Source organism: Mucilaginibacter dorajii (genome assembly GCF_024808255.1).
GTDB lineage: Bacteria > Bacteroidota > Bacteroidia > Sphingobacteriales > Sphingobacteriaceae > Mucilaginibacter > Mucilaginibacter dorajii.
Window position 1 is genome coordinate 237863 of record NZ_JANTYS010000002.1, and the last position, 23830, is coordinate 261692.

The following is a 23830-nucleotide window of genomic DNA, read 5'->3' on the forward strand; positions in this document are numbered from 1 at the left end:
GTTTGCTCACCCTGACCACGAATCAATGATTTGCGGGTTAAAGTTATCAATGCGATGCATATTGATACAGCGCTTTTTTGTTAGATGCACCCTGTACCTTCACTACCAGCCCGGCGTACACCAATTTGTTTAAATGACCATAAACAGAACCAATACTAAATGGTGCGCCGTCGGCTTTAATATCCAGCCAAATGCGTTCCGCATCTACCGGGTTGCGGTTATCCATTAAATATTTTAAAATGACCTCTGAAATAGGCCTTAATTTTATTTCATTGATTTGATGATACATGGCAGGATCACATTTAATCAAACACGTTTGTTATTGTTAAAGCTGCCATCGGACATTGATGTGTCGACCGAATCAAATGGTTTATTTGGACTTGATGTTTTTGTGGATAATGGCTGACTGATTAATCGGGAAGAATACATAATTTTGATAAAATGATTAATTTGATTCGAGGATCTGTTAACATTAACCCGGTGTGATGTTTGGCGACGGAACGCCGGGTATTTTTTATTTAAATCCACTTACGCAATTATTGCATAACGAATAACCGGATAGCTGACAGGCTGTAAGAAAAGAGCCCTTACCTTCAATATAATTAACAGCGTAATTTTTTGCGAAAATTTCTTCATAGTGAACATTTGATTAATAGCTGTCGCAAAGTAAGTTGTTATTTAGATTCAATCCAAATAAATATAACATTCGATTTAAAAAAACAGAATTTATACAGAGTTAAAGCAGTAGTCAAATCTTTGCTATTCTGATAGGATAATTAGAAAATTATAGTTAGCATTGTAGCTATTTAGAACCATTATTGAAAAAAACCTTTGCCATTGTATTGCTCATTGCCCACCTTTTTAATTTAGGTGGATATATGCTATTGAATCAATACATGGTTTATAAATCGGATAAATTTGCCGCCGAGCAAATCAGCAAAGGTGTTTATGACAACGCCAATCTTATCGAGATTAAGGTACCTCAGCAAATGCCGCAAATCCAAAATTGGAAATCGTATGCGCAGGTATCGGGACAAATACAATTAAAGGGTGTTGCTTATAATTATGTAAAGCTTAAGGTTACCCAGGATACCTTGTACGTGCAATGTATCCCCAATTATCAGACCACCAAATTACTTACCCAAAACGTAATTAATGCCAAACAGCTTAACGATATCCCGGTAAGCAAAAAATCGCATGAATCGTCGGGCAAAAAATCGGGGATCGACAATAACTACAATAACCCGGTAATAGCTTATAGCTTTGTTCCGCAGTTTTTTATTATCCAAAACTACCGCACTCCTATTATCATCAATATCGACCAGCCATTTATCTCAACAGATGGCCGACCGCCAGAGCTTGCTGCCTGATCAAATACCTTATCTTATTAATGCATTGATTAAACAGCGCTGCTAACCGGCATTACTATGTTTTGCCGTGCAGCTAAGTATTAGCTCTTAACTTAAAACTGATGAATAATTTTTATAGAATATCTCTCCTTGCCCTGTTTACTGTTGCATCGGGTTTTGCCCAGGCACAAAAAAGCGTAAAGGATACCCTAAACCTTGATAGCGTAATTATTGAAGAAGGCCGTGCAAAACACCTTCCTAATGTGCAGGGCACTTATATTTTTGCCGGCAAAAAAACATTTGTAACGTACCCGGATGCTGGCAAAGCCAACCTGGCCAATAATACCGCCCGCATGGTTTTAGCCAAAATACCGGGCTTTAATGTATGGGAAATGGATGGTGCCGGTTTGCAATTAAACATTGGCACCCGCGGTACCGATCCGCACCGTTCTATTGAAATGAATATGCGCCAGAACGGTTATAACACTAATTCAGACGCGTTTGGCTATCCTGAAAACCATTACAATGTACCATTCCAGGCAGTTGCCGAAATTCAATATGTACGCGGTTCGGCTGCGCTACAGTTCGGTCCGCAGTTTGGAGGGATGGTTAATTACAAGATCAAAGAGGGCGACAGTACCAAAGTTTTTGGCTTTGAAAGCGAGCAAACCGCGGGATCAAACAACTTTTTTAACTCTTACAATGCCGTTGGCGGTAAAGTTGGCAAGGTAAGTTATTATGCCTTTTATTCTACCCGCAGGGGCGATGGCTGGCGACCAGACGCGGCGTTTGATTATCATTCTTATTATGCAAACATTAAATACCAGTTTAACAGTAAAGGCAGCATCGCGTTCCAATTTTCAAGATCAGACTATGTTCAGCAGATTGCCGGCGGTTTAACAGATGCGCAATTTGACGAGAACAACCGCCAATCGTTCAGGGCGCGTAATTTTTTCAACCCCGAGATCAACATCCCGGCATTAATATTCAACTATGCTTTCAACCCAAATACAAAACTGGAGGTTACTTCGCATGCGTTGATTGGCCAGCGCAACAGTGTGCAGTTTATTAACACGCCCAACATCAAGGATACGGTTAACACCAGCCTGAAAACCTTTAACCCACGCCAGGTAGATAGGGATTACTATGCCGGTTTTACTACTGAAGCCCATTTACTGCACGCTTATAAATTGGGCGACCTGAAGAGTACTTTTACTACAGGTATACGCTATTTTGAGGAAACTACCAAACGCAAACAAAAAGGCGTAGGTACCATTGCATCTGATTTTGACCTGAGCCTGGTAAAACCTTATGCCATCGACTTAAGGTTACACTCGTTCAATTTTGCAGCCTTTGCCGAAAATATTTTCCAGGTTACACCGGCATTTACCATAACCCCGGGTGTAAGGTACGAGGTGATCAACTCAACTACTTCGGGCTTTATCAGCAACGGTGCCGTTCCGGTTGGTTACAAAGGCAACCGTAATTTCCCGCTGTTTGGCACCGGTTTGCAATACCAGTTTAACAATGGCAGCCAGTTATATGCCAACGCGTCGCAAGCGTATCGCCCATATTTGTACGCGGCCGTTACTCCGGCAGATAACCTAACCGTTATTGACCCTAACATTAAAGATAGCCGTGGCTACAGCTTCGATCTGGGTTATCGCGGGCACATCAGCTACATTTTTAATTATGATATAGGTGGCTTTTACGTGCGTTACAACAATCGTGCGGGCACTTTAACCCAGGTTGACGCTCAAAACGTAAGTCATTTGTATTTAACCAACATTGGTAACGGTACAGCAAAAGGTATCGAGGCTTATACCGAAGTATCTCTGCTACGCTCATTTGACTCGCACGCGGGCAGCGATATCCGTTTATTTAACTCTTTGGCTTATACCCATGGCCGTTACATTAGCGGGGCTATCAATGCATCTGGTAAAAACATCAGCCTTGTGGGTAATCATTTAGAGAACGTACCGGATTGGATTAACCGTAGTGGTTTTACGTTTTTAAGCGGTCCGGTGAGCAGCACACTGCAGTTAAGTTACACCAGCAAAAGCTTCAGTGATGCCAACAACACGGTATTCAATGCAACCGGTGCCACAGGCGTGGTACCCGGCTACCATGTGTTTGATTGGGCATTTAACTACAGCTTCCTTAAAAACTACCACATCAGCGCAAATATCAATAACATAGCAAACGCCAAATACTTTACCCGCCGCATTAACATGTACCCCGGCCCCGGCATCCTTCCTGCCGATGGCCGTACATTTAACGTAGGCTTTGGTATCAAACTATAAATAAAAGACTTTTAGACTTTTGGACAAAGGAGCAAGGATTTTTGGATAAAAGACCTTGCTTCAAAAATCCTTGCTCCTTGTTTCAAAAATCCTTATTCTAAAAGTCCTTTGTCTTTTGTCCAAAAGTCCTTACTCTAAAAATCCTTATTCTACAACCACGTGTTTCTTTACAATAGCAATGAGTCCGGTTAAATCGAACGGTTTCTTCAAGTATCCATCGGCATTGCCTGCTTTTGTGATCTCTTCAATATTATTTACTGCTGATATGATAATTACCGGGATATGGCTGGTAGCCGGGTTATTTTTGAGGCCGCGACTAATTTCCTGCCCGCTGGCATCGCTGCTCCAATCGGTAAGCCAGTTATCCAACAGGATCAAATCCGGGCTGATTTCATGTAACTTTTTTAGGATGCGGGCATTATCTGATGATACTACCTCGTACTTTTCCTCTTCCAGAACATAAACAATGGTGTCCCTGATGTCCTTATCATCTTCGATCACTAAAATTTTTTTGGCCATAGGTATTTATCGGTGCGAAACGAATATAATAAATATTAATTAATAATTACATAATTTACCTATAATTTATCCGTCAATTATGTGCTTGCGTTTATAACAGAATAACAAAGCAGCCCTCTTTTGTTTTGGCAAAAGCAGCAGATAATGTAAAATATTACAGAAAAGATGATTAGCTATTATAGCAAATGCGGCAGCGGGGTTCGTAGCTCTCTTTTTCGCCTAACAGGATACGGGCATTATCGGGCACCAGCCTGTACGAGTATAGCGCCGGATTGCCACATTGTACACAAACCGCATGTAGTTTGGTAACAGATTCGGCAATGGCCATAATGGCCGGCATGGGGCCAAAAGGGCGGCCTTTAAAATCCATATCTAAACCGGCTACAATTACACGGATCCCCCGATTGGCCAGTATGGTACAAACTTCGGGCAGTTGATCATCAAAAAACTGGGCTTCATCAATGCCGATCACATGGGCGTCATTTGTCAATAACAATATAGCAGAAGCACTATCCACCGGGGTTGAGGTAAAACGGTTTGCATTGTGCGATACAATAGCATCTTCTCCATAACGGGTATCTGATTTCGGACTAAAGATCTCTACTTTCAGTTTAGCTATCCTGGCCCGGTTAAGCCGCCTGATCAACTCTTCAGTTTTGCCCGAAAACATTGATCCGCAAACCAGTTCAATACTGCCGCCAGATTCACTTTTACGCCTGAAAACATCCTCGTGATAAACCATTCTTTGTATTAAATGCTAACTGATAAATACTAAACTCTAAATTGTTAATTTAAAGCAGCCCCGGTAAAAACAAAAAATGGACTATGCTTATTGTATACCCAAACAGTAACCCATACCTTAACGGGATGTCAAATATCAGAATTTTATCCTATTTTTGGTAAGCATTTTCCTAACATTGAAGCCATGAAGCAAATGGATGTATTTAAAAAGATCGGTGGTATTTTACAAGAGCTTAATGACCAATATGATTACCTAAAAGCCGAAAGCAGCGATTTGAATGAACTGGAACTGGAGCTTTTTGTAGCCAACGCCCAATTTTTAAGAGATCACGCCGAAATACTCCGTAAAATGCACGAGCGCGAAACCCCTGTTATTGAAAAGCAGGAACTGCCTGTTGTAATACCTGAGCCCGTTGTTGAAAAACCCAAACCGATAATACCACAACCCGCAAATAAACCGGAGCCCATACACGAACGTCGTTTTTTTGAACCGGTTGTGCAGCAAAAGCCTGTTGTTGAAACCAAACTTCAACTAAGCACAGAGCCAGAGTCAATTGTACAGGTACCCTTTAACCCGGTAAAAGTGGAAGCACCCGAGCCAGAGGCTATAGAAGAAGAACCACAACCAGAAATTGAACTTAGCACGGCGAATTCTGACGACGTTTATTCTTTTGAACTGGAAGAGCAGGAAGCCCCAATACAGGTAATTGAATTGAACGAGGCCACTGAGCCAGTCCCGGTTATTGAAATACCAGAGCCTGTAGTAGTTGCCGAAGCAAAACCGGTAATTGAACCAGCTGCCCAGTCGGAGCTATTTAAGCCAATGGTGCCTAAAGCCGAGCCGGTGAAAGACGAAGGCGAGAAGGTGCTTACGTTTAACCAAAAATTATTTGCACAAAGGGCCGAAAAGGAAAATAGTTCAACTACACAGGCAAATGTGTTACCTATAACCGACCTGAAATCGGCCATTAACCTGAACGATAAGCTGCTTTATATTAAAGACCTGTTTAACGGCTACAGCCTGGCCTACAGTGAAGCTATTGAAATAGTGAACCGCTTTAACACTTTTGAAGAAGCCGAACGCTTTTTAAAAACCAACTATGTTGCCAAAAACAACTGGGAGAGCAAACCAGCAACTACCGAGAAGTTTTATACGTTATTGAAAAGAAGATACCCAACTGTTTAGTTTGTGGTAAAGCATTACGCATAACGTCATCCAGGATAGAAAATCAATGGATTTTGAATAGCAAATGACAATATAAAACTATGTCATTGCGAGGAGGAACGACGAAGCAATCCCCTAATCTGCAAGCGCACCTGCCTATTGGGGATTGCTTCGTTCCTCGCAATGACGATTCAATAAATAACGTCATCACTATTTTTTTCAGTTGCGCCTGATGGTTACTCGCAATGACATGATGTACTTTTGATAGCTAATTATTGGAGTATTGCCCCCTATAAGGTAGCTCCCTGCTTCTTTCCTTCAGCAGTCTCGCCTCCTGTGGCTATATTGCCCCCCCTGCCTTTGGGGTCAAACGCGCGGAATTTGATAATGCCGCTTTTGTAATCAACCGGACCTGTGTATATTTTGCTGTTGGTGTCCGGATCATTACCGTTGGTGGTGTACCTGATGGTTAAACCCGGAAACTCTACGTTTGATGAGTACTTACCATCCTGCAGGTTAATGCCCGGTTTAGGGATACGGTAGTTATAGCCGCCATTAAAGTAGGTAAGCCTTGGCAATTCACGTTTGCCCAATACATTTAAAAATACCGACCAGGCTTGCTGATAATCCTGCTTGGCTTTTATCCCGTCCTTTTCTGTAGCCCAGGTTGGGTCCTGCGCCCAGGTACGCTCTGCAAGGCCCAGTAAACGCGGGAAAATCATGTAATCCATGCGCTCGGTACTCTTTACCGTTTCGGCCCATAGCGCGCCTTGCAAGCCTATGATATTGCCTTTACCGTAATCAGTAAGGCGTTGCTTACCTAAAAATATATTTTGATTTATCGGTGCGCCGTTCCGGTCTACATCGGCATTTTTAAAATAATCATAAGGGATAAAGGAGTAAAATTTATCGATCCCTAAAAACGCTCCCCAGTAGTAACCCGGCTCATCAAATGATTTATAGTTGGCCATATCAAAGTACAGGTTGGTAACGCAGGTAAGTACTACCTTGTAGCCGCCATTGGCCAGCTTGTAGGCCAGATCTTCCTGTGCGCCGCCTAATACGTTGTTCCAAACATCGGCATGCAGGTGCTCGCCGGCCAGGTCGGGGTTGGGTACGTAGGTATCGTTACCATCAAGCTTGGTTTTGCGAAGGGCCATTTCTTCCCATCCAGATAGGTAAATACCTTTTGCTTTCAGGATCTGGTTAACACGACCGTAAAAGTAATACCAAAGGTCGCCGGTATTTTGAATCTCCGGGTGAGTAGCTTTTAAGGCCAGGTAAGCAGGTGACTTTTCCCATACGTGTGGTGGCACTTCATCGCCACCAAAATGTATGGTTGGCAGCTGCGCACTCGCTTCTTTATAAATGCTGATCAAATCATCAACAACAGTTTCTACAAAGGTATAGGTTGACGGTACCGATACGTTGATCACGTTATCGTTCCAATACTGAACCGACCGGTACTCAGATTTATCATCCAGATCGCGCAGCAAATATTTGGCGGCTTCCTCTTTTTTGCCTTCGGCCATCAGGTGGTCATATCGAGCATCCATGGCTTTGATAGATGCACGGGCATGGCCGGGAGTCTCAATTTCAGGAATTACCGTAATATGGCGATCATTAGCATATTTCAGGATCTCTATATATTCTGCCTTGGTATAAAACCCAGTACCCGTAGCATTATTTACATCGGGACCAGAACCATGCGAGGCCGGCAAATTGTGTTTACTATCTAGAGTATGGCCGCGTTTTGAACCTACTGTAGTTAATTCCGGCAGTGATGGGATCTCTATCCTCCAGCCTTCATCGTCGGTTAAATGCAGGTGCAGTACGTTAAGCTTATAGATGCTCATCGCCTCAATCAGTTTCAACACCTGGCTTTTAGGCTGAAAGTTACGGGCCACATCAAGCATTACCGCACGGTGCGGGAAACGGGGCTCATCCTTTACAGCAACACAAGGCAATTGGATAGATTTTTCTTTTTTATTTAAGGCAGCAAACGGTGCCAGGCTTTTTAGTGATTGAATACCATAAAAAGCACCAATCGGGGTAGATGCTTTAATGGTGATACCCTGTGGCGTTACATTCAATTCATAACCTTCTGCCCCTACTCCGCTTACTTTTTTTAGGTAGATATTTGCGCCCGTTGCTGTCGCTACAACTTTAGCTGGTTTGCCTGTTAAGCTGTTGAGGCTTTCGGCTAACGAAGAGGCTTCTTTGGTAAAATCTCCATCGGCAACAATAACTGTTTTTTCATTCAGGATAAATGAGCCCGTGTTTTCAACGTAGCTCATCGGCGTAGGGAAGATCTTCGGCAATTGATCTGCCGGGATATCGGTTACCACTTTGTTCCTGTCAAATACAATTTCCGGCGTGATCAATCCCTGATAGGTTGGTTTATACGGGGTGATATTGAACGAGCCGATGCTGTAGCCTTTTTCCGGGTTGGCGTCCCATACCAGGTAAATACCTTCGGGGGCATCGGTTACATTTACAGCCGGGTCATCGTTTACGTATTCAATACGGGTCGATTCACCGGGTTTTAAATCCTTGAAACCATTGGTTGGGCTGATGCTATACAAATCGCCATTTACCTGGTTTATTTTGGCATTACCACTCACCGCGTTTTCGGTAAAACCCCTGCCCGAGTTGAAGTAAAACTTCCATCCGCCGGCAGGCAAAACCTCCTTACCCTTGTTGGTGATCACCAGCGCAGTTAAGGCTTCATTTTTACCCTGGTAGTTATTATCCATTACTTCCCAGGCGATGTGCAGGTCGGCGGGGCTAAATTTTACGGGATCAGTTTTAAAAGCAGTGCTCATAAAAAATGCCGAAACCAGCATCAAGGTAAGAATTTTGCGCATGTGATTTTGTGTTATGATAATATAGGAAACGTAAATATATACAACTTTTTAAATAATTTTAATAAGTTGAAGTATTATTGTTGGCCTGAGATCAAAAAGTGTTGCGTTGCGCAACAAGTGAAACAGCAAAAAAACACCATCTAACTAAAAATCAACAAATTACAAATTGTCATATTTCACAAAGTGCAACAAAACCGCAACAGCAGCCAAAAGTCATATAGTCTTATACGCTGCCAGTCCCAAAGTCCGCCAGTCCAAAAATCCTAAATCCCAAACTTAATCCACCCCTCACCTTCATAACCAAAGGCGAATTGCTTAGGGCGGATGATCTCGGCCAGAATTTCGATAGAATCAACCACACGCGGACCGGGACGGTTAAAGTATTGATTGCCATCGGCAATATACAGGCGGTTATTTTTTACCGCTTTAAGATCGGCAAAACCGGGTTGCTGCATCAGCAGGTCCATTTCCTTAAGCGTGCGCTCTATAGAAAAACCACAAGGCATTACTACTATAATTTCGGGGTTTTGCTTGCGGATATCCTCCCAGCTTACGTAGGGTGAATGCGCGCCTTGTTTGGCCAAAATAGGTGTGCCGCCGGCAATCTCTACCAAGCCCGGTACCCAATTGCCTGATATCATTAGCGGCTCCAGCCATTCAATACAAGCTACCGTTGGTTTATCATCGGCAAATTTGAGCTTGTGTTTAATGATATCAACCCGCTCGTTCAATAGTTCCAGTAAGTCCTCCCCTGGTTTTTCTGCATCCAGGGCTTTCGCTATGGTGCTGATATCATCAAAGATATCCTGCAAACTGTTTGGTCGTAATGATATGATCTGTGCTTTTTTATCCAGGTAATTATCCAGTGCCAGTTCCACATCGGTTAACGATACGGCGCAAACTTCGCATTGGTCCTGGGTGATCACTACATCGGGCGCCAGGCTTTTGATCACTTCGCGTTTTACGGTATATACCGATAAAGCGTCGGCCAGGATCTCTTTTACTTTTACGTCGATATCGGCACTGCTTAACCCATCCGGGAAATTGGCTTCGGTACCAACCGGCAGGTGCTTCACAGATTCGGGGTAATCGCACTCGTGCGAGCGGCCAACCAAATTATCTTCGAGCCCAAGGGCGCATAGGATTTCGGTAGCGGATGGCAGCAGGGAAACTATTTTAAGAGTTGACATGTTATTCGGATGTGCAGATTTCAAATATGCAGATTTTAAATTTCAGATGTGCAAATATGCAGATTTTGTCTGAACCGGGATTTATACGATTTAAGGAATAACAGGATTTGACTTAAAAATCAGAAAAATCCGTCAATCTGTTTAATCGCGGTTCAGGTTAATTGCGGTTCAGGCAAAATCTGAAATCTGACATCCAAAATCTGCATATCTGCACATCTAAAATCTGCACATTTGAAATTTGCACATCAACAACCTATCTTTGCGCCAATGATATTTCTAACCTTTTTCATCGGGCTTATAGCCAACTTTATTGGTTATATACCACCCGGCAACATTAACCTTGCACTATTACAGCTTACTATAAACCGCGGCATGAAAGAAGCTTTACGCTTCATCATCGCTTTTTCATGTGTTGAATTTTTCTTTACTTATTTTATTATGCACGCGGCCGACTGGCTATCTGGTCAGCTGCACCTAAGCGTGATCATTGATTGGATAATGGTTGTGTTATTTAGCGTAATGGGAACCATTACCTGGATTAACCGCAAAAAACCACCCGAGCCCCGCAAATCAGAGCACGACAGTATTAAGTACGGTATTTTGCTTGGCTTTTTAAACCCGGTGCAGGTACCATTCTGGATGATAACCGGCACCTACCTGATTACCCACGAGTGGATCCTTACCGGTAAAGTAGCCCTGGTGATCTTTAGTATTGGCTCGGCCGCAGGCGCTTTCTTATGCCTGTTTTTGTACGCCCGGTTTGCCCGGTACATGCAAAACAAATTCGCCCTGAGCAACAGGGTCATCAATACCGGTATCGCTATACTGTTTTTCGCTTTCGCGGCTTATCACATTGTTAAGCAGGTTTACCTTACGTTTTTTAAACACTGATTTTTTGATGTGCAGGTATGCAGATTTCAAATGTGCAGATGAATGTTAACCTTATTGCGAATTGTAAAAGCTGCAATGGCAATATAAAGCTATGTCATTGCGAGAAATGAAGCAATCTCATGCTCTACAGGGCAAATCTGCATAGTTCGCGATTGCTTCGTTCCTCGCAATGACATGGTGTATTTGTCTGGATAGATACGAGCAAGTGCCTGGCTAATATAAAAAGTAAAAAGGCCTCAATTGAGGCCTTTTTACTTTTATAATTTAAAATCTGCACATCTGAAATCTGCACATCTAAACCGCTACTTCCAGTTTATTTTCTTTGTAGTAGCCCGCTTTCAGTTTTTCGCCCATGGCGGTGTAGGCATCAAGGGTGCGTTGTACATCTTCTAATGAGTGCATAGCAGTTGGGATCAACCTTAATAAGATTAAGCCTTTAGGGATAACCGGGTAAATCACAATAGAACAGAAGATGCCGTAGTTTTCGCGCAGGTCGCGGGTTAAGCTGGTGGCTTCGTAAAGGTCACCCTCTAAAAATACAGGGGTAACCATGGTATCGGTAACACCTAAATTAAACCCGCGTTCCCTTAAACCTTTTTGTAAGGTTGATGAGATCAGCCACAATTTTTCACGCAGTTCTGGTTGCGACACCAACAGTTCAAAGCGTTTTTTCAAACCCAATACCATCGGCATTGGTAAAGCTTTCGCAAATGTTTGCGAACGCATATTGTAGCGCAAAAAGTGTACTATCTGCTCATCGGCGGCAACAAAAGCGCCTATACCCGCCATTGATTTGGCAAAGGTGGCAAAATATACATCTACGCCATCAATAACATCCTGTTCTTCATGTGTACCGGCACCGGTTTTACCCATGGTACCGAAGCCATGCGCGTCATCAACCAATAAACGGAAGTTGAAATCCTTTTTAAGGTCAACAATCTCTTTTAGCTTACCCTGTGCTCCCGACATGCCAAAAACACCTTCGGTGATCAGCAAGATACCACCGCCGGTTTGTTCGGTTAATTTGGTAGCGCGTTCCAGCTGTTTTTTGCAGCTTTCAATATCGTTATGCTGGTAAACAAAGCGTTTACCCATATGTAAACGAACCCCGTCAATAATACAGGCATGTGATTCGGCGTCGTAAACTATAACATCGTTACGATCAACCAATGAATCTATAATGGATACCATACCCTGGTAACCGTAGTTTAGTAAAAACGCGGCTTGTTTGCCTACAAAGGCAGCCAGGTTGTTTTCAAGTTCTTCGTGGTGGATAGAGTTACCAGACATCATACGGGCACCCATCGGGTAAGCCATACCATAATCTGCAGCGGCTTTAGCATCGGCCTCCCTTACTACGGGATGATTGGCTAAACCCAGGTAATTATTAAGGCTCCAAACCAAATGCTCTTTCCCATTGAACTGCATGTGCGGCCCAATTTCCCCTTCCAGTTTAGGAAATGAAAAATAACCATGTGACCATTTTTGGTGCTGCCCCAATGGCCCACCTAAGCTTTTTGTTATTTTATCAAATAAATCCAAAATAATTTACCGTTTAAAAGTTAATAAAGTACAAATATAGCCGTATTTACAGCTTATCACAATAGCTATAACTTTTTAGAATAGGTTATAACTTGAGGAATAGTATCAAGTAGTAAGTATCAAGTAGTAAGACTTTTTTTGCCGATGGAATTGGGACTTTTACAACAGAAAAAGCCGCTATAAGAATGGTAAGTTACTTATAACGGCTTTGCCTTTTTATCTTGATACTTGATACTTACTACTTGATACTAATCCGCATTATCATGCAAAAACGAGTTGTTTCTTCTTATTTCGGTGTTGCCTTCGTTATCGGGCATCAGGCTGAAACGGGAGATGGCGCTTTCGTCAGATTTTGGGGTATCCTGCAGTGCCACTTCCTTGCGTTTGTAGGCAGGTACATTTTCCAATTCCTGGATGTTGCCGGTACGCAGTTTCATACTCAGATCTTTTAAACGCATGATCCGCTCACGCGATTTCTTCAGCTGCTCCTCTATCGATTCATTTGTTTTATGATCATCGGCACCAGCCAAAGCAACAGGCTCTGGTTCAGGTTCCGGCGCGGGGATAGGTTCTGGCTTGCGTGGCTCCTGTACCGGGGCAGCATAAGTTTCGGGCTCACTCATTTTAAAAGTGAAGCCTGCCATATCCGGCTCGCTTTGTTCTTCTTCCTGTTCTTCTTCGTGCAGGTTAAACCTTACTACGGCTTCTTCCTTTTCTCCGGTAACACTGCCGCCAAACATATCAAAAAGACCAGTTTGTTTTGGCTCTTCTTTCTGGTGTTTAATATATGGCTGCGCAGGCGCATTGGCCTTAACCGCATTAATAAACTCATTAACCACCGGTTTTACCAATGGCGCGTTTTCAGGAACCAGCATCGATACGATCTTTTTGTTGCTGTTTTCCAGTTCGCGCTCATCCTTGGTTTGGAAACCGGTAGCGATGATGGTTACTGATAATTTATCTTCTAAATTTTCGTCAACACAATTACCCCAAATCAGGTCGGCGGCCAAACCGGCTTCTTCCTGTATGTAATCGGTAATAATGCTCACCTCATCCATAGTAACCTCTTTAAGGCCCGAGCTAATGTTTAGCAATATGTAACGTGCACCCTCAATTTCGTTATCTTTTAATAACGGCGATGATAAAGCACCTTCCACAGCTTTTAAAGCGCGACCTTCACCTTCGGCAGTGCTGCTGCCCATAATACATACGCCACTGTCTTTCATTACTGTGCGCACGTCCTTAAAGTCAACGTTGATATAGCCCGGTAAGGTTATGATCTCGGCAATGCCTTTGGCAGCTGTAGTTAATATATCATCGGCCTGGCCAAATGCCGAACTCATGGTTAGGTTACCAAAAATCTGGCGTAACCTATCGTTTGAGATCACCAGAAACGAATCGACATATTTTTTCAATTCTTCCATACCGGCATCGGCCTGCATTTTACGACGCTTACCTTCAAAAGAGAAAGGCGTAGTAATAATACCTACCGTTAGTATATCCATTTCGCGGGCGGCTTTGGCAATAATAGGGCTTGCGCCTGTACCGGTACCACCACCCATGCCCGCGGTAATAAACAGCATTTTGGTGTTAACACCAAGCATCTGTTTAATATCGTCGATATTTTCAATTGCAGAGTTTTTTCCAACTTCGGGTATCGAACCTGCACCCATCCCTTCGGTAAGGCTGGCACCCAATTGTACCTTATTAGGTATAGGGCTAAGCTCTAATGCCTGGGCATCGGTGTTACAAATTATAAAGTCCACACCGGTAATTCCCTGCCTGTACATATGGTTTACGGCGTTACCACCACCACCGCCAACACCAATTACTTTGATGATTGACGATTTTTCTTTTAACATCTCAAACTGCATAATCTTCGTTTTCAGCTATATGTGATTTTACCAACATTTAGATTTAACCATCGTAATAATAGGGCTTTTTCCACAATAGTTTTCCACAAATGTCTACAATGTGGAAAACCTTAACTATTGTGTATAATTATTTCAAAAAGTCCTCGTCGTTTATATCATCCTTAATAAAAGTGATACTTTTCTTTAACAACCTATCAAACAAACCACCCTCTTTACCTTTGCCCTCAAACTTGGGCTTCTCAATTTTGGTAGCTGCCGGGATATCCGCATTCATGTATTCTGTTTTTTGGATCCCTTTTATCAGCAAGCCAATACCGGTGGCAAACGTTGGGCTTTGCAGCTCTTCGTAAATGTTTTTAGGCAACACCTCGTTTTTTGCCAAATGCTCGGTTGGGTAACCCACGCGGCAATCTAACCCGGTTACAAATTCAACCAATTGGCGCAGGTGTTTTAACTGCGCGCCACCACCTGTAATTACTATACCGGCAATCAGTTTTTTCTCGTAGCCGGATGATTTGATCTCATAGTATACATGCTCAACAATCTCTTCCATACGGGCCTGTATAACGTATGCCAGGTTTTTAACGCTGATTTCCTTTGGTTCGCGGCCACGTAAGCCCGGTACACAAACTATCTCGTTTTCTTTATTTTCATCTGCCAGGGCCGATCCAAACCTCACTTTCAATTGCTCGGCAATGTTGCGCATTACTGAACAGCCTTCGCGGATATCCTCGGTTACGCTGTTACCACCAAACGGGATAACCGCGGTATGGCGAATGATACCTTCGTGGAATATGGCCACATCTGTAGTACCACCACCAATATCAACCAACACTACTCCTGCTTCTTTTTCCTCTTCGCTCAAAACAGATTCAGAAGATGCAAGCGGCTCCAGGATCAGGTCCTGGCTGTCTAAGCCAGCTTTGTTAACACATTTTACAATGTTTTTAATAGCGGTAACCTGGCCCGATATGATATGAAAGTTGGCTTCTAAACGCACGCCTGCCATACCAATAGGATCTTTAATTCCCGGCTCATTATCTACCGTAAATTCCTGCGGTAATACATGGATGATATCCTCGCCCGGAGGCATTACCAGGTTGTACATATCCTCAATCAGTTTATCGATATCCTTACGACTGATCTCTGATTGCAGATCCCTGCGGGTTATTAAGCCACGGTGCTGCAAGCTTTTGATGTGCTGACCGGCAATACCAACAAACACTACCTTTATATCCACATTTGATTGCGCGCCGGCAATTTCAACTGCCTGGGCAATACCCTGTACGGTTTTATCTATATTTGACACCATGCCGCGCGTTACGCCCGCGGATTCGGCTTTACCAATTCCTAATACCTCAATCTTCCCATTCTTGCTCCTGCGACCCACAATGACGCATATTTTTGTAGTCCCGATATCCAATCCTACTACAATTGGTGAACTTTTTTCTTGAGTTGAGCTTTTGTCCATATTACATTTTTATTTGAGATGTATCCTTTTTCATTTTAAGCGAATCTAACCTCAGCGCTTTTGCTTTGGCCGAATCTGCCTTGGTCAATTGATTTTTTATACCGATGACCTGGTTGGTATATTTAATATTTATTTTGCTGTATTTATCCCAGCCTACCTGCGGCAGCACCTGTTTATAAAATGCTACCAGGTTTCTTAATTTCACGTTCAGCGAATCGGCATTACCTATCAAAATACGCTGGCTGCCCACCCTTGGGATCAGTTCTATTTCCCTATCTACATTTACATAGATCTGTGCTATCTGCGCGTCCCATAATGAGTCCTTACGGATATAGTCGGCCGTTTTGTACAGGTCTTTTGCCAGTTGGGTATGCAATGAATCTACATGGTTGGTAAACAATTCATCTATGTACCCATTAGCCACCAATACCCTTGCGGTAAAGTTTGACGATAGCGGAATTTTTAAACCATGCTGATCGATATAAAAATCCATATCATAATGGTTCATTACCCTTAATATCGGCTGGCGCTGACTAACTTCTACCCTTAAAATGCCATCCATTTCGGTATATACTTTGGCAAACTCAATAAATGGATTTGCCTTCAGTTTGTTTTCCAGATCCTGGATATTTATGTTTTCCAGTTTGCGGCCAATCAGCGTATGGCTGTTGGTTTGCAAAATCTGGTCAACCTCCTGTTTATCTATAAAATACTGGTTACCGGGGATATTTACTTTTACCGCGGTACACAGCACTGAAGCTTTTTTGCTTTCGATAAAACTCATAAGCACCACCAGGCCACCCAGGCATATTACCCAGGCACCACCTGTAAGCAGGCGCTTCCATATGAGTTTTTTATCCATGTAATACTCCTTTTAAAGGGTGTACCAATGTATCAATATCACCTGCGCCCACGGTTAACAGCAATTCGGGCTGTTCATTTTTAACCGCTTCAAGCGTTTCCTGCTTGCTTAGTATCCGTTTGTTTTGCAGCTGCATTTTACCCAACAACATGGCCGACGTTACACCTTCAATAGGCAACTCACGGGCCGGATAAATATCCAGCAGTATCAGTTCATCCACCATATCCAGCACCTCGGCAAAGCCATCGGCAAAATCACGGGTGCGGGTGTACAAGTGTGGCTGAAAAATAGCCGTCAACTTTTTATCGGGATATAATCTTTTTACCGATGATATAGCTGCCCGCAATTCTTCGGGGTGATGTGCGTAATCGTCTATATAAATATGCTCCGGCGTTTTTACAATATATTCAAACCTGCGTTTAACACCCCGGAACGAGCCCAGTGCATCCTTGATTGATTCGGCAGGGATATCCAGGCGTAAAACAGCTTCGATAGCGGCAACCGCGTTCTCGATATTATGCATACCGGCAATCCCCATCCTGATATCGAGGATACTCAAATCGGCATTGATAAAGTCGAAATAAAAATCGCCACCCTCAATACGTATGTTTGCCGCGTGCGCATCGGCGGTTGCATCTTCAAGCGCATAGGTATAACCGGTATCTAAAGGCAGGCCTTTTTTATGTACCAGCGTGCCGCCACTTTTGATCTGCGAAGCAAACAGCTTAAACGATTCTGTTAAATGCTCATGATCACCATAAATATCCAGATGGTCGGCATCCATTGAAGTGATGATGGCCACATCCGGGAATAAGGTTAAAAACGAACGGTCGTACTCATCGGCTTCAACCACCATTACCTTATTTTTGCCGTATAACACATTGCTTTGGTAATTGGATGAAATACCACCCAAAAATGCCGAGCAATCGTTACCCGATGCCTTTAGCAAATGTGCTACCATGGTTGAAGTGGTAGTTTTACCGTGCGTACCCGCTACAGCTATAGTAAATGAGCTTTTGCTGATTAAACCTAAAACCTGCGAACGTTTAAACAACTCGAAACTATGGTTTTTGAAATAGCTTAATACGGCCGAATCCTTAGGGATGGCCGGAGTATAAATAATAAGCGTATCGCTGCTTGGCTTTTGAAAGCTCAATGGAATACAATCGGCATTATCCTCAAAACAGATCTGGATGCCTTCGTTATGTAAATCGTTGGTTAAATCCGTCACCGTTTTATCGTAACCGCAAACAATACAGCCCAAATGATGGAAATAACGGGCCAGGCCGCTCATCCCGATGCCGCCTATACCCACCAGGTAAACCCTTTGTATGTTGCGTAGTTCCATTGTAATGTTTTTAAAAAAGGCCCTCCCCTTTTGGGAGAAGGAGGGCCATAACTTTAATTGTTAACTGTTATTTGTAAAAGTTCTTTAGCTATCACTTCATCGGCATTTGGCATGGCCATTTTACCAATATTGGTGCTTAGCTTTTTTTGTAAATGTTTATCTTCTAATAATTCAAGCGCCCTATCAACCAGTTTGGCTTCGGCATCCCTATCGGCTACAAAAACGGCCGCGTCTTCCTGTACCAATGCCAGGGCATTTTTGGTTTGATGATCTTCGGCCACGTTTGGCGATGGTACCAGGATCACCGGCTTTTTAACCATACATAACTCGGCAATGGTGCCCGCGCCCGCTCTTGATATGATGATATCGGCGGCAGCGTAGGCCAGATCCATACGGGTTAAAAACTCCCTTATTTTAATATCCGGGTGATGGTCTTCGCCCAGTTTTTCAATAATTCCTTTATAATAAAACTTGCCGGTTTGCCATATCACCTGCACATCGGCCGCTATCAGCTTATCTAAACCAGCCATAATGCTGTTATTCAAAGTACGGGCACCAAGGCTGCCACCTGTTATCAGGATGGTTTTTTTAAACGTTGATAGCTTAAATAGCTCCAGCGCCTGCATGTGCTTGCCGGCAATGTTCACCGCATCCTTACGGATAGGGTTTCCTGTTTTAATGATCTTACCGGCAGGGAAAAACTGCTCCATATTATCAAAGGCAACACAGATCTTTTTGGCGCCTTTACCCAGCCATTTATTGGTGATACCTGCATAGGAATTTTGCTCCTGGATGAGGTACGGGATCTTTTTCATGGATGCCGCATACAACAGCGGACCAGAAGCATACCCACCAACGCCCACCGCGGCATCGGGTTTAAAATCTTTTATAATTTGCAGGGCCTTGCGCACACTGTTAACCAGTTTAACCGGGAACATCACGTTTTTCCAAACAGAATCGCGCTGAATTCCCCGAATATCTAACCCGATGATCTTGTACCCGGCCGCCGGAACTTTTTCCATTTCCATACGGCCTAATGCACCAACAAAAAGGATCTCGGTTTTAGGATCAATAGCCTTCAAAGCATTGGCAATAGCAATAGCCGGGAAGATGTGCCCACCCGTTCCGCCTCCGCTTATGATAATACGAGCCCCCCCCGCCCCCTGAAGGGGGAGCTTTTGATTGGCTTCTTTCATATTCCTGCTACTGTCTTTCATTTCCTATTTTATTCGAACTATTTATTTTCTGTTCCCCCTTTAGGGGGTTAGGGGGCTACACTTATCTCCCCTACAACTACTTTTTTCGGTTCCTCTATATCCCGGCTCACCGATAGTATGATACCGAAAGCCACACTTGTAAATAATATAGATGTACCACCCATGCTTACAAACGGCAGCGGCACACCGGTTACCGGGCCAAGCCCTACGGCTACAGCCATATTGGCAAAGGCTTGTATAGCCAGGCTAAAACTTAAGCCGCAGGCCAGTAATGCGCCAAACGCTTTTGGCGCTTTGGTTACTATTTTTATGCAGCGATACAGCAAAAACAGGTAAATACCTATCAGCGCGAAACCGCCTACCAAACCATACTCTTCGATGATGATGGCATAGATCTCATCGGAGTACGACTCCGGCAAGAAATTTCTTTCGGTGCTATTACCGGGACCCTTACCAAAAAGGCCGCCACTGGCTATGGCAATCTTGGCATGATCGGCCTGGAATGATTTATCTGTTTTGGTTGAATCGGGGTGCAGGAACGTTTGTACACGTGATACATACGTATGCCTCCTGGGCCCTAAAAATATTACCCCCATTAACAATATGAAACCGGCCGCGCACACAATGGCAATTTGCTTAATGCTTATACGGCCGATGATCAATAACAAAATACTTACCCCAAACAGCATCAACGCGGTTGATAAGTTGGCTAACGCGATCAAAATAAACACCACACAAACCGAACCCATGATTGGCAAAAACGATTCCTTTACATCCTTGATATTTTCCTGCTTGCGCGATAAAGTGCGCGCCAGGTAAGTGATCAAAGCCAGTTTGGCCAAATCGGATGTTTGGAAACTTAAGCCGATAACCGGGATACTAATCCAACGACTTGCATTATTAATATGGCTACCAAATACCAGTGTGTACACCAACAGCGGTATGGTAACAATCATCATAATTTTTGACAGACCAGCATAGTACCGGTAATCCAGCTTGTGCGAAATATACATCAGCATTAAGCCGCCTACCATCATGGCCAGGTGTTTCATCAATATCGACTCGACCCCTACGCCACGCTTATAAGCCAGCGTACCTGTTGAACTGTATACCGCCAGCAAGGATATAACAGAAAGCAATATGACTATAAGCCATATCCACCGGTCGCCTTTTGTGTTGTTTAATATCCTATGCATTTTGTTTTATGATTACTCTGATTTTTAGATTGATTTCACCGATTCACGATCCATTTTCAAATCTTCAAATACTCAAATTTTCAAATCTCTTATAATTCTCTCACCGCTGCTTTAAACTGATCGCCTCTGTCTTCGTAATTTTTGAACAAGTCGAAACTGGCGCAGGCGGGTGATAATAGTACTGTATCGCCTTTTTCGGCCAGGTGAAACGCGATCTGGGCTGCTTCCTGGGCCGAGAACGTGTTTACAATTACATCCACATCATCTTCAAAAGCATCATGGATACGCTTGTTGTCTTTACCAAGGCAAACTATCGCTTTTACTTTTTTCCTTACAAGCTCCTTAAGCATGCCGTAGTCGTTGCCTTTATCAACACCACCCAATATCAACACTACTTCGCCGCTCATGCTCTCCAGGGCGTACCAGGTTGAGTTAACATTGGTAGCTTTTGAATCGTTAATGAACCGGATGCCCGAGATATTGGCCACAAACTCAAGCCTGTGCTCAATGGCTTTAAAGTTGCCCATGCTCTCTTTGATCGTTCCTTCGCGCAACTCCAGCACCCTTGCTACAATACCCGAAGCCATGGAGTTGTAAATGTTGTGCTTGCCCTGCAGGGCCAGTTCTTGAATTGACATTGTAAAATGCTCTTGTGTGATGTTAATGACAATATTGTCGTTTTCGAGATATGCTCCCGGTTCAATCTTAGTTTCAATGGTAAAGGGCAACAGTTGTGCTGCAAACGTCCTATCTGTCATTCCTTTGATGGTTTCGGGATCGTCGGCGCAGTAAATGAAGTAGTCGGCTGCCGTCTGGTTCTGCGTAACCCTGAATTTGGATGCCGCGTAATTTTCCAGCTTATAGTCGTACCTGTCTAAGTGATCGGGGGTGATGTTGAGCAGTACCGCTATATCAACCTTAAACTTAAACATATCATCAAGCATGAAGCTGCTTAGCTCCAACACGTACAGATCAAACTTTTCGGTAGCTACCTGGTAAGCAAAGCTTTTACCAATGTTACCGGCCAGGCCAACATTTAACCCGGCATTTTTTAAAATGTGATAGGTTAAGCTGCTGGTGGTAGTTTTACCGTTTGACCCGGTTATGCCAATGATCTTCGCATCGCAATACCTGCCCGCAAACTCTATCTCCGAGATCACCGGGATACCCTTTTCCTTCAGTTTTTTGATGATCGGAGCCTTATCGGAAATGCCCGGGCTTTTGATCACCTCAACCGCGTTCAGGATCAATTTTTCTGTATGTTGTTTCTCTTCAAAGCTGATATTCCAGTCCTGAAGTTGTTGTTTGTATTTATCAGCGATAGCCCCAAAATCCGACACAAAAACATCGTACCCCTGCTGTTGGGCCAGGTATGCCGCCCCAACCCCACTTTCGCCGGCACCAAGCACAACAAGAGGCAAAGCCCCCCCCGCCCCCTGAAGGGGGAGCTTTTGATTGGGTATATTGTTGTTCTCGTTCATCGTCTTTTTTGTAATCTTTTGTCCTTATTCTTTATTACTTTATCTATATCCACTATTTGTTCCCCCTTTAGGGGGTTAGGGGGCCTCCTACCTCAGCTTCAACGTTATGATCGTAATGATCGCCAGCAGGATCCCGATGATCCAAAAGCGGGTTACGATCTTGGCTTCGTGAAAACCTTTCTTTTGATAATGGTGATGCAACGGTGCCATTAAGAATACGCGCCGGCCTTCGCCAAATTTCTTCTTGGTATACTTAAACCAACCCACCTGCATAATCACAGATACATTCTCGATCACGAACACGCCGCATAGTACCGGCAGCAATAATTCCTTACGAATCACGATAGCAAAAACCGCTATGATACCACCGATGGCCAAACTACCTGTATCGCCCATAAATACCTGCGCCGGGTACGAGTTATACCATAAAAAGCCTACACAAGCGCCCACAAAGGCGCCGGCGAAAATCACCAGCTCGCCCGAGTTGGGGATGAACATAATATTGAGATAATCTGCTATCTCGATGTTACCTGATACATAGGCCAGTATAATAAGCGTAATACCGATAATGGCCGAGGTACCTGTTGCCAGTCCATCTATGCCGTCCGTTATATTTGCACCATTGGAGATAAAAGTGATAATGATGATCACAAAAAACAGGAACACCACCAACGCGTAATACTCATAACCCGGACCAATAAACTTTAACACCTTGCCGTAATCAAACTCATTGTTTTTGTAAAACGGCATGGTGGTTTTGGTAGAGTGTATATCCTGCGTGTATACAGGTACATTCCTTTTATTAAGGTGAAAATCAACAGGAACATCGGCCTTTACAGGAAGTTTCACTTCCTGCCTGATCACAATATTAGTATTGAAATACATTGTCCAGCCAACTATCAGCGCCAAGCCAACCTGCCCCACAATCTTAAATCTGCCTGCAAGGCCCTCTTTGTTCTTTCTGAATACCTTAATATAGTCATCCAAAAAGCCAATAGCGCCCAACCAAACGGTGGTTACAATCATCAAAATGATATAAATGTTACCCAGCTTGGCAAATAACAATGTGGGTACCAGGATGCCCAGCAAAATGATCAAACCACCCATAGTAGGTGTACCAGATTTCTGCATCTGCCCTTCAAGGCCTAAGTTCCTTACCGTTTCGCCCACCTGCTTAAAGCGCAGGTAATCAATTAACCGGCGACCGTACACCGTAGTAACCAACAGCGATGTTATCACAGCCAAAGCCGTACGGAACGTGATGTACTGAAACACCCCTAACCCCGGTATGCTGTAGTTTTTATTTAAATAATTAAACAGATAGTATAACATCTTCTTACTTGATGTGCAGATATGCAGATTTCAGATGTGCAAATGATTGATTTGCAACTATCGAACTAAGCACGTTTGCGATTTATGTTTTGATTTTTTAATTCTCTTTAATTACTTCTCTTATCGATGAAATTATCTTTCCTAAAACCTTTATAATTGATTGTATATCATCAAGCATCGATGGTTCAAATGGATAGCTCTCTGCTTTTTGACATAACAGTAACCAGTACCTTGTTTCTTCGGCTTCCTTATAAGCCACTTTACATTTATGTTTAAAATCATTTTTACTTTGCGCGCCCTGCGCCTCACAAACATTCGCCCCTATTGATGTTCCACTTCTGAAAAGCTGATTAGCCATGTTGAATTTTCGTTGTGCTTCAAGTTTCCCGGTGAAGCTTATGATCTTCAAAGAAAATTCAAAAGTTAAATCAACAATCAGGTTCGGTTTATCACTCATTCTTTATCAATTCATTATTCGTACA

The 23830-nt window shown here is 43.3% G+C and carries 19 protein-coding genes; 4 read left to right on the forward strand and 15 right to left on the reverse strand.

Features of this window, described 5'->3' with window-relative positions; all coding sequences use genetic code 11:
* Positions 1-46: 46 nt before the first annotated feature.
* On the reverse strand, positions 47-226 hold the full coding sequence (locus tag FHS10_RS03010; RefSeq protein ID WP_259087565.1) for a helix-turn-helix domain-containing protein: 180 nt from the start codon (positions 224-226) through the stop codon (positions 47-49).
* A gap of 592 nt (positions 227-818) precedes the next feature.
* Between FHS10_RS03010 and FHS10_RS03015 the strand changes: the two genes are divergently transcribed.
* Complete coding sequence (locus FHS10_RS03015; protein WP_259087566.1) at positions 819-1370, forward strand: hypothetical protein; 552 nt, start codon at positions 819-821, stop codon at positions 1368-1370.
* A 101-nt stretch (positions 1371-1471) separates the two neighbouring features.
* On the forward strand, positions 1472-3652 hold the full coding sequence (locus FHS10_RS03020; RefSeq protein ID WP_259087567.1) for a TonB-dependent receptor family protein: 2181 nt from the start codon (positions 1472-1474) through the stop codon (positions 3650-3652).
* 144 nt (positions 3653-3796) lie between these two features.
* On the opposite strand, the gene FHS10_RS03025 is transcribed toward FHS10_RS03020, so the two are convergent.
* Both FHS10_RS03025 and FHS10_RS03030 read right to left on the reverse strand, forming a co-directional pair.
* Positions 3797-4171, reverse strand: a complete 375-nt coding sequence (locus FHS10_RS03025) for a response regulator (protein ID WP_259087568.1) — start codon at positions 4169-4171, stop codon at positions 3797-3799.
* 169 nt (positions 4172-4340) lie between these two features.
* Entirely contained in the window at positions 4341-4913 is a 573-nt protein-coding gene (locus FHS10_RS03030) for a thymidine kinase (RefSeq protein ID WP_259087569.1), read from the reverse strand.
* Between the two features lie 183 nt (positions 4914-5096).
* On the opposite strand from FHS10_RS03030, the gene FHS10_RS03035 reads away from it, so the two are divergent.
* Positions 5097-6098 carry a DUF8457 domain-containing protein gene (locus tag FHS10_RS03035; protein WP_259087570.1) on the forward strand — a complete coding sequence of 334 codons (1002 nt, stop codon included), beginning with the start codon at positions 5097-5099 and terminating at the stop codon, positions 6096-6098.
* A gap of 269 nt (positions 6099-6367) precedes the next feature.
* On the opposite strand, the gene FHS10_RS03040 is transcribed toward FHS10_RS03035, so the two are convergent.
* The gene (locus tag FHS10_RS03040; RefSeq protein WP_259087571.1) at positions 6368-8944 is read right to left on the reverse strand and encodes a family 20 glycosylhydrolase; all 2577 of its coding nucleotides are present in this window, start codon (positions 8942-8944) and stop codon (positions 6368-6370) included.
* A gap of 263 nt (positions 8945-9207) precedes the next feature.
* Positions 9208-10134 (reverse strand): cobalamin-binding protein, encoded by a 927-nt coding sequence (locus FHS10_RS03045; protein ID WP_259087572.1) that lies wholly within the window; start codon positions 10132-10134, stop codon positions 9208-9210.
* Between the two features lie 267 nt (positions 10135-10401).
* On the opposite strand from FHS10_RS03045, the gene FHS10_RS03050 reads away from it, so the two are divergent.
* Positions 10402-11025 (forward strand): LysE family transporter, encoded by a 624-nt coding sequence (locus FHS10_RS03050; protein WP_259087573.1) that lies wholly within the window; start codon positions 10402-10404, stop codon positions 11023-11025.
* 294 nt (positions 11026-11319) lie between these two features.
* On the opposite strand, the gene FHS10_RS03055 is transcribed toward FHS10_RS03050, so the two are convergent.
* The 10 genes from FHS10_RS03055 to FHS10_RS03100 form a co-directional block, all read right to left on the reverse strand.
* A complete protein-coding gene (locus FHS10_RS03055) occupies positions 11320-12567 on the reverse strand; it encodes an aminotransferase class I/II-fold pyridoxal phosphate-dependent enzyme (RefSeq protein WP_259087574.1) in 1248 nt (415 codons plus the stop codon).
* Positions 12568-12815: 248 nt separating this feature from the next.
* Positions 12816-14441, reverse strand: a complete 1626-nt coding sequence (gene ftsZ, locus FHS10_RS03060; RefSeq protein ID WP_259087575.1) for a cell division protein FtsZ — start codon at positions 14439-14441, stop codon at positions 12816-12818.
* A 127-nt stretch (positions 14442-14568) separates the two neighbouring features.
* Positions 14569-15912 (reverse strand): cell division protein FtsA, encoded by a 1344-nt coding sequence (ftsA, locus tag FHS10_RS03065; RefSeq protein ID WP_259087576.1) that lies wholly within the window; start codon positions 15910-15912, stop codon positions 14569-14571.
* A 1-nt stretch (position 15913) separates the two neighbouring features.
* A complete protein-coding gene (locus FHS10_RS03070; protein ID WP_259087577.1) occupies positions 15914-16774 on the reverse strand; it encodes a cell division protein FtsQ/DivIB in 861 nt (286 codons plus the stop codon).
* Positions 16767-18122 carry a UDP-N-acetylmuramate--L-alanine ligase gene (gene murC / locus FHS10_RS03075; RefSeq protein ID WP_259087578.1) on the reverse strand — a complete coding sequence of 452 codons (1356 nt, stop codon included), beginning with the start codon at positions 18120-18122 and terminating at the stop codon, positions 16767-16769. Before murC ends, FHS10_RS03070 begins: the two co-directional genes overlap by 8 nt.
* Before the next feature lie 53 nt (positions 18123-18175).
* A complete protein-coding gene (gene murG / locus FHS10_RS03080; RefSeq protein WP_259087975.1) occupies positions 18176-19318 on the reverse strand; it encodes an undecaprenyldiphospho-muramoylpentapeptide beta-N-acetylglucosaminyltransferase in 1143 nt (380 codons plus the stop codon).
* Positions 19319-19386: 68 nt separating this feature from the next.
* Entirely contained in the window at positions 19387-20535 is a 1149-nt protein-coding gene (locus tag FHS10_RS03085) for an FtsW/RodA/SpoVE family cell cycle protein (protein WP_259087579.1), read from the reverse strand.
* Between the two features lie 89 nt (positions 20536-20624).
* Positions 20625-22016, reverse strand: a complete 1392-nt coding sequence (murD, locus tag FHS10_RS03090; RefSeq protein ID WP_259087580.1) for a UDP-N-acetylmuramoyl-L-alanine--D-glutamate ligase — start codon at positions 22014-22016, stop codon at positions 20625-20627.
* Between the two features lie 87 nt (positions 22017-22103).
* Positions 22104-23348 carry a phospho-N-acetylmuramoyl-pentapeptide-transferase gene (gene mraY, locus FHS10_RS03095; protein WP_259087581.1) on the reverse strand — a complete coding sequence of 415 codons (1245 nt, stop codon included), beginning with the start codon at positions 23346-23348 and terminating at the stop codon, positions 22104-22106.
* A 97-nt stretch (positions 23349-23445) separates the two neighbouring features.
* The gene (locus FHS10_RS03100; RefSeq protein WP_259087582.1) at positions 23446-23805 is read right to left on the reverse strand and encodes a four helix bundle protein; all 360 of its coding nucleotides are present in this window, start codon (positions 23803-23805) and stop codon (positions 23446-23448) included.
* Between the last annotated feature and the right edge of the window lie 25 nt (positions 23806-23830).

Coding starts and splice junctions, on each gene's coding strand:
- FHS10_RS03040 (WP_259087571.1), bottom strand. CDS start 8,944: ATGCGCAAAATTCTTACCTTGATGCTGGTTTCGGCATTTTTTATGAGC.
- mraY (WP_259087581.1), bottom strand. CDS start 23,348: ATGTTATACTATCTGTTTAATTATTTAAATAAAAACTACAGCATACCG.
- FHS10_RS03025 (WP_259087568.1), bottom strand. CDS start 4,171: ATGGCCAAAAAAATTTTAGTGATCGAAGATGATAAGGACATCAGGGAC.
- FHS10_RS03030 (WP_259087569.1), bottom strand. CDS start 4,913: ATGGTTTATCACGAGGATGTTTTCAGGCGTAAAAGTGAATCTGGCGGC.
- FHS10_RS03045 (WP_259087572.1), bottom strand. CDS start 10,134: ATGTCAACTCTTAAAATAGTTTCCCTGCTGCCATCCGCTACCGAAATC.
- ftsA (WP_259087576.1), bottom strand. CDS start 15,912: ATGGACAAAAGCTCAACTCAAGAAAAAAGTTCACCAATTGTAGTAGGA.
- murC (WP_259087578.1), bottom strand. CDS start 18,122: ATGGAACTACGCAACATACAAAGGGTTTACCTGGTGGGTATAGGCGGC.
- FHS10_RS03010 (WP_259087565.1), bottom strand. CDS start 226: ATGGATAACCGCAACCCGGTAGATGCGGAACGCATTTGGCTGGATATT.
- FHS10_RS03020 (WP_259087567.1), top strand. CDS start 1,472: ATGAATAATTTTTATAGAATATCTCTCCTTGCCCTGTTTACTGTTGCA.
- FHS10_RS03050 (WP_259087573.1), top strand. CDS start 10,402: ATGATATTTCTAACCTTTTTCATCGGGCTTATAGCCAACTTTATTGGT.
- ftsZ (WP_259087575.1), bottom strand. CDS start 14,441: ATGCAGTTTGAGATGTTAAAAGAAAAATCGTCAATCATCAAAGTAATT.
- murD (WP_259087580.1), bottom strand. CDS start 22,016: ATGAACGAGAACAACAATATACCCAATCAAAAGCTCCCCCTTCAGGGG.
- FHS10_RS03070 (WP_259087577.1), bottom strand. CDS start 16,774: ATGGATAAAAAACTCATATGGAAGCGCCTGCTTACAGGTGGTGCCTGG.
- FHS10_RS03035 (WP_259087570.1), top strand. CDS start 5,097: ATGAAGCAAATGGATGTATTTAAAAAGATCGGTGGTATTTTACAAGAG.
- FHS10_RS03085 (WP_259087579.1), bottom strand. CDS start 20,535: ATGCATAGGATATTAAACAACACAAAAGGCGACCGGTGGATATGGCTT.
- FHS10_RS03100 (WP_259087582.1), bottom strand. CDS start 23,805: ATGAGTGATAAACCGAACCTGATTGTTGATTTAACTTTTGAATTTTCT.
- murG (WP_259087975.1), bottom strand. CDS start 19,318: ATGAAAGAAGCCAATCAAAAGCTCCCCCTTCAGGGGGCGGGGGGGGCT.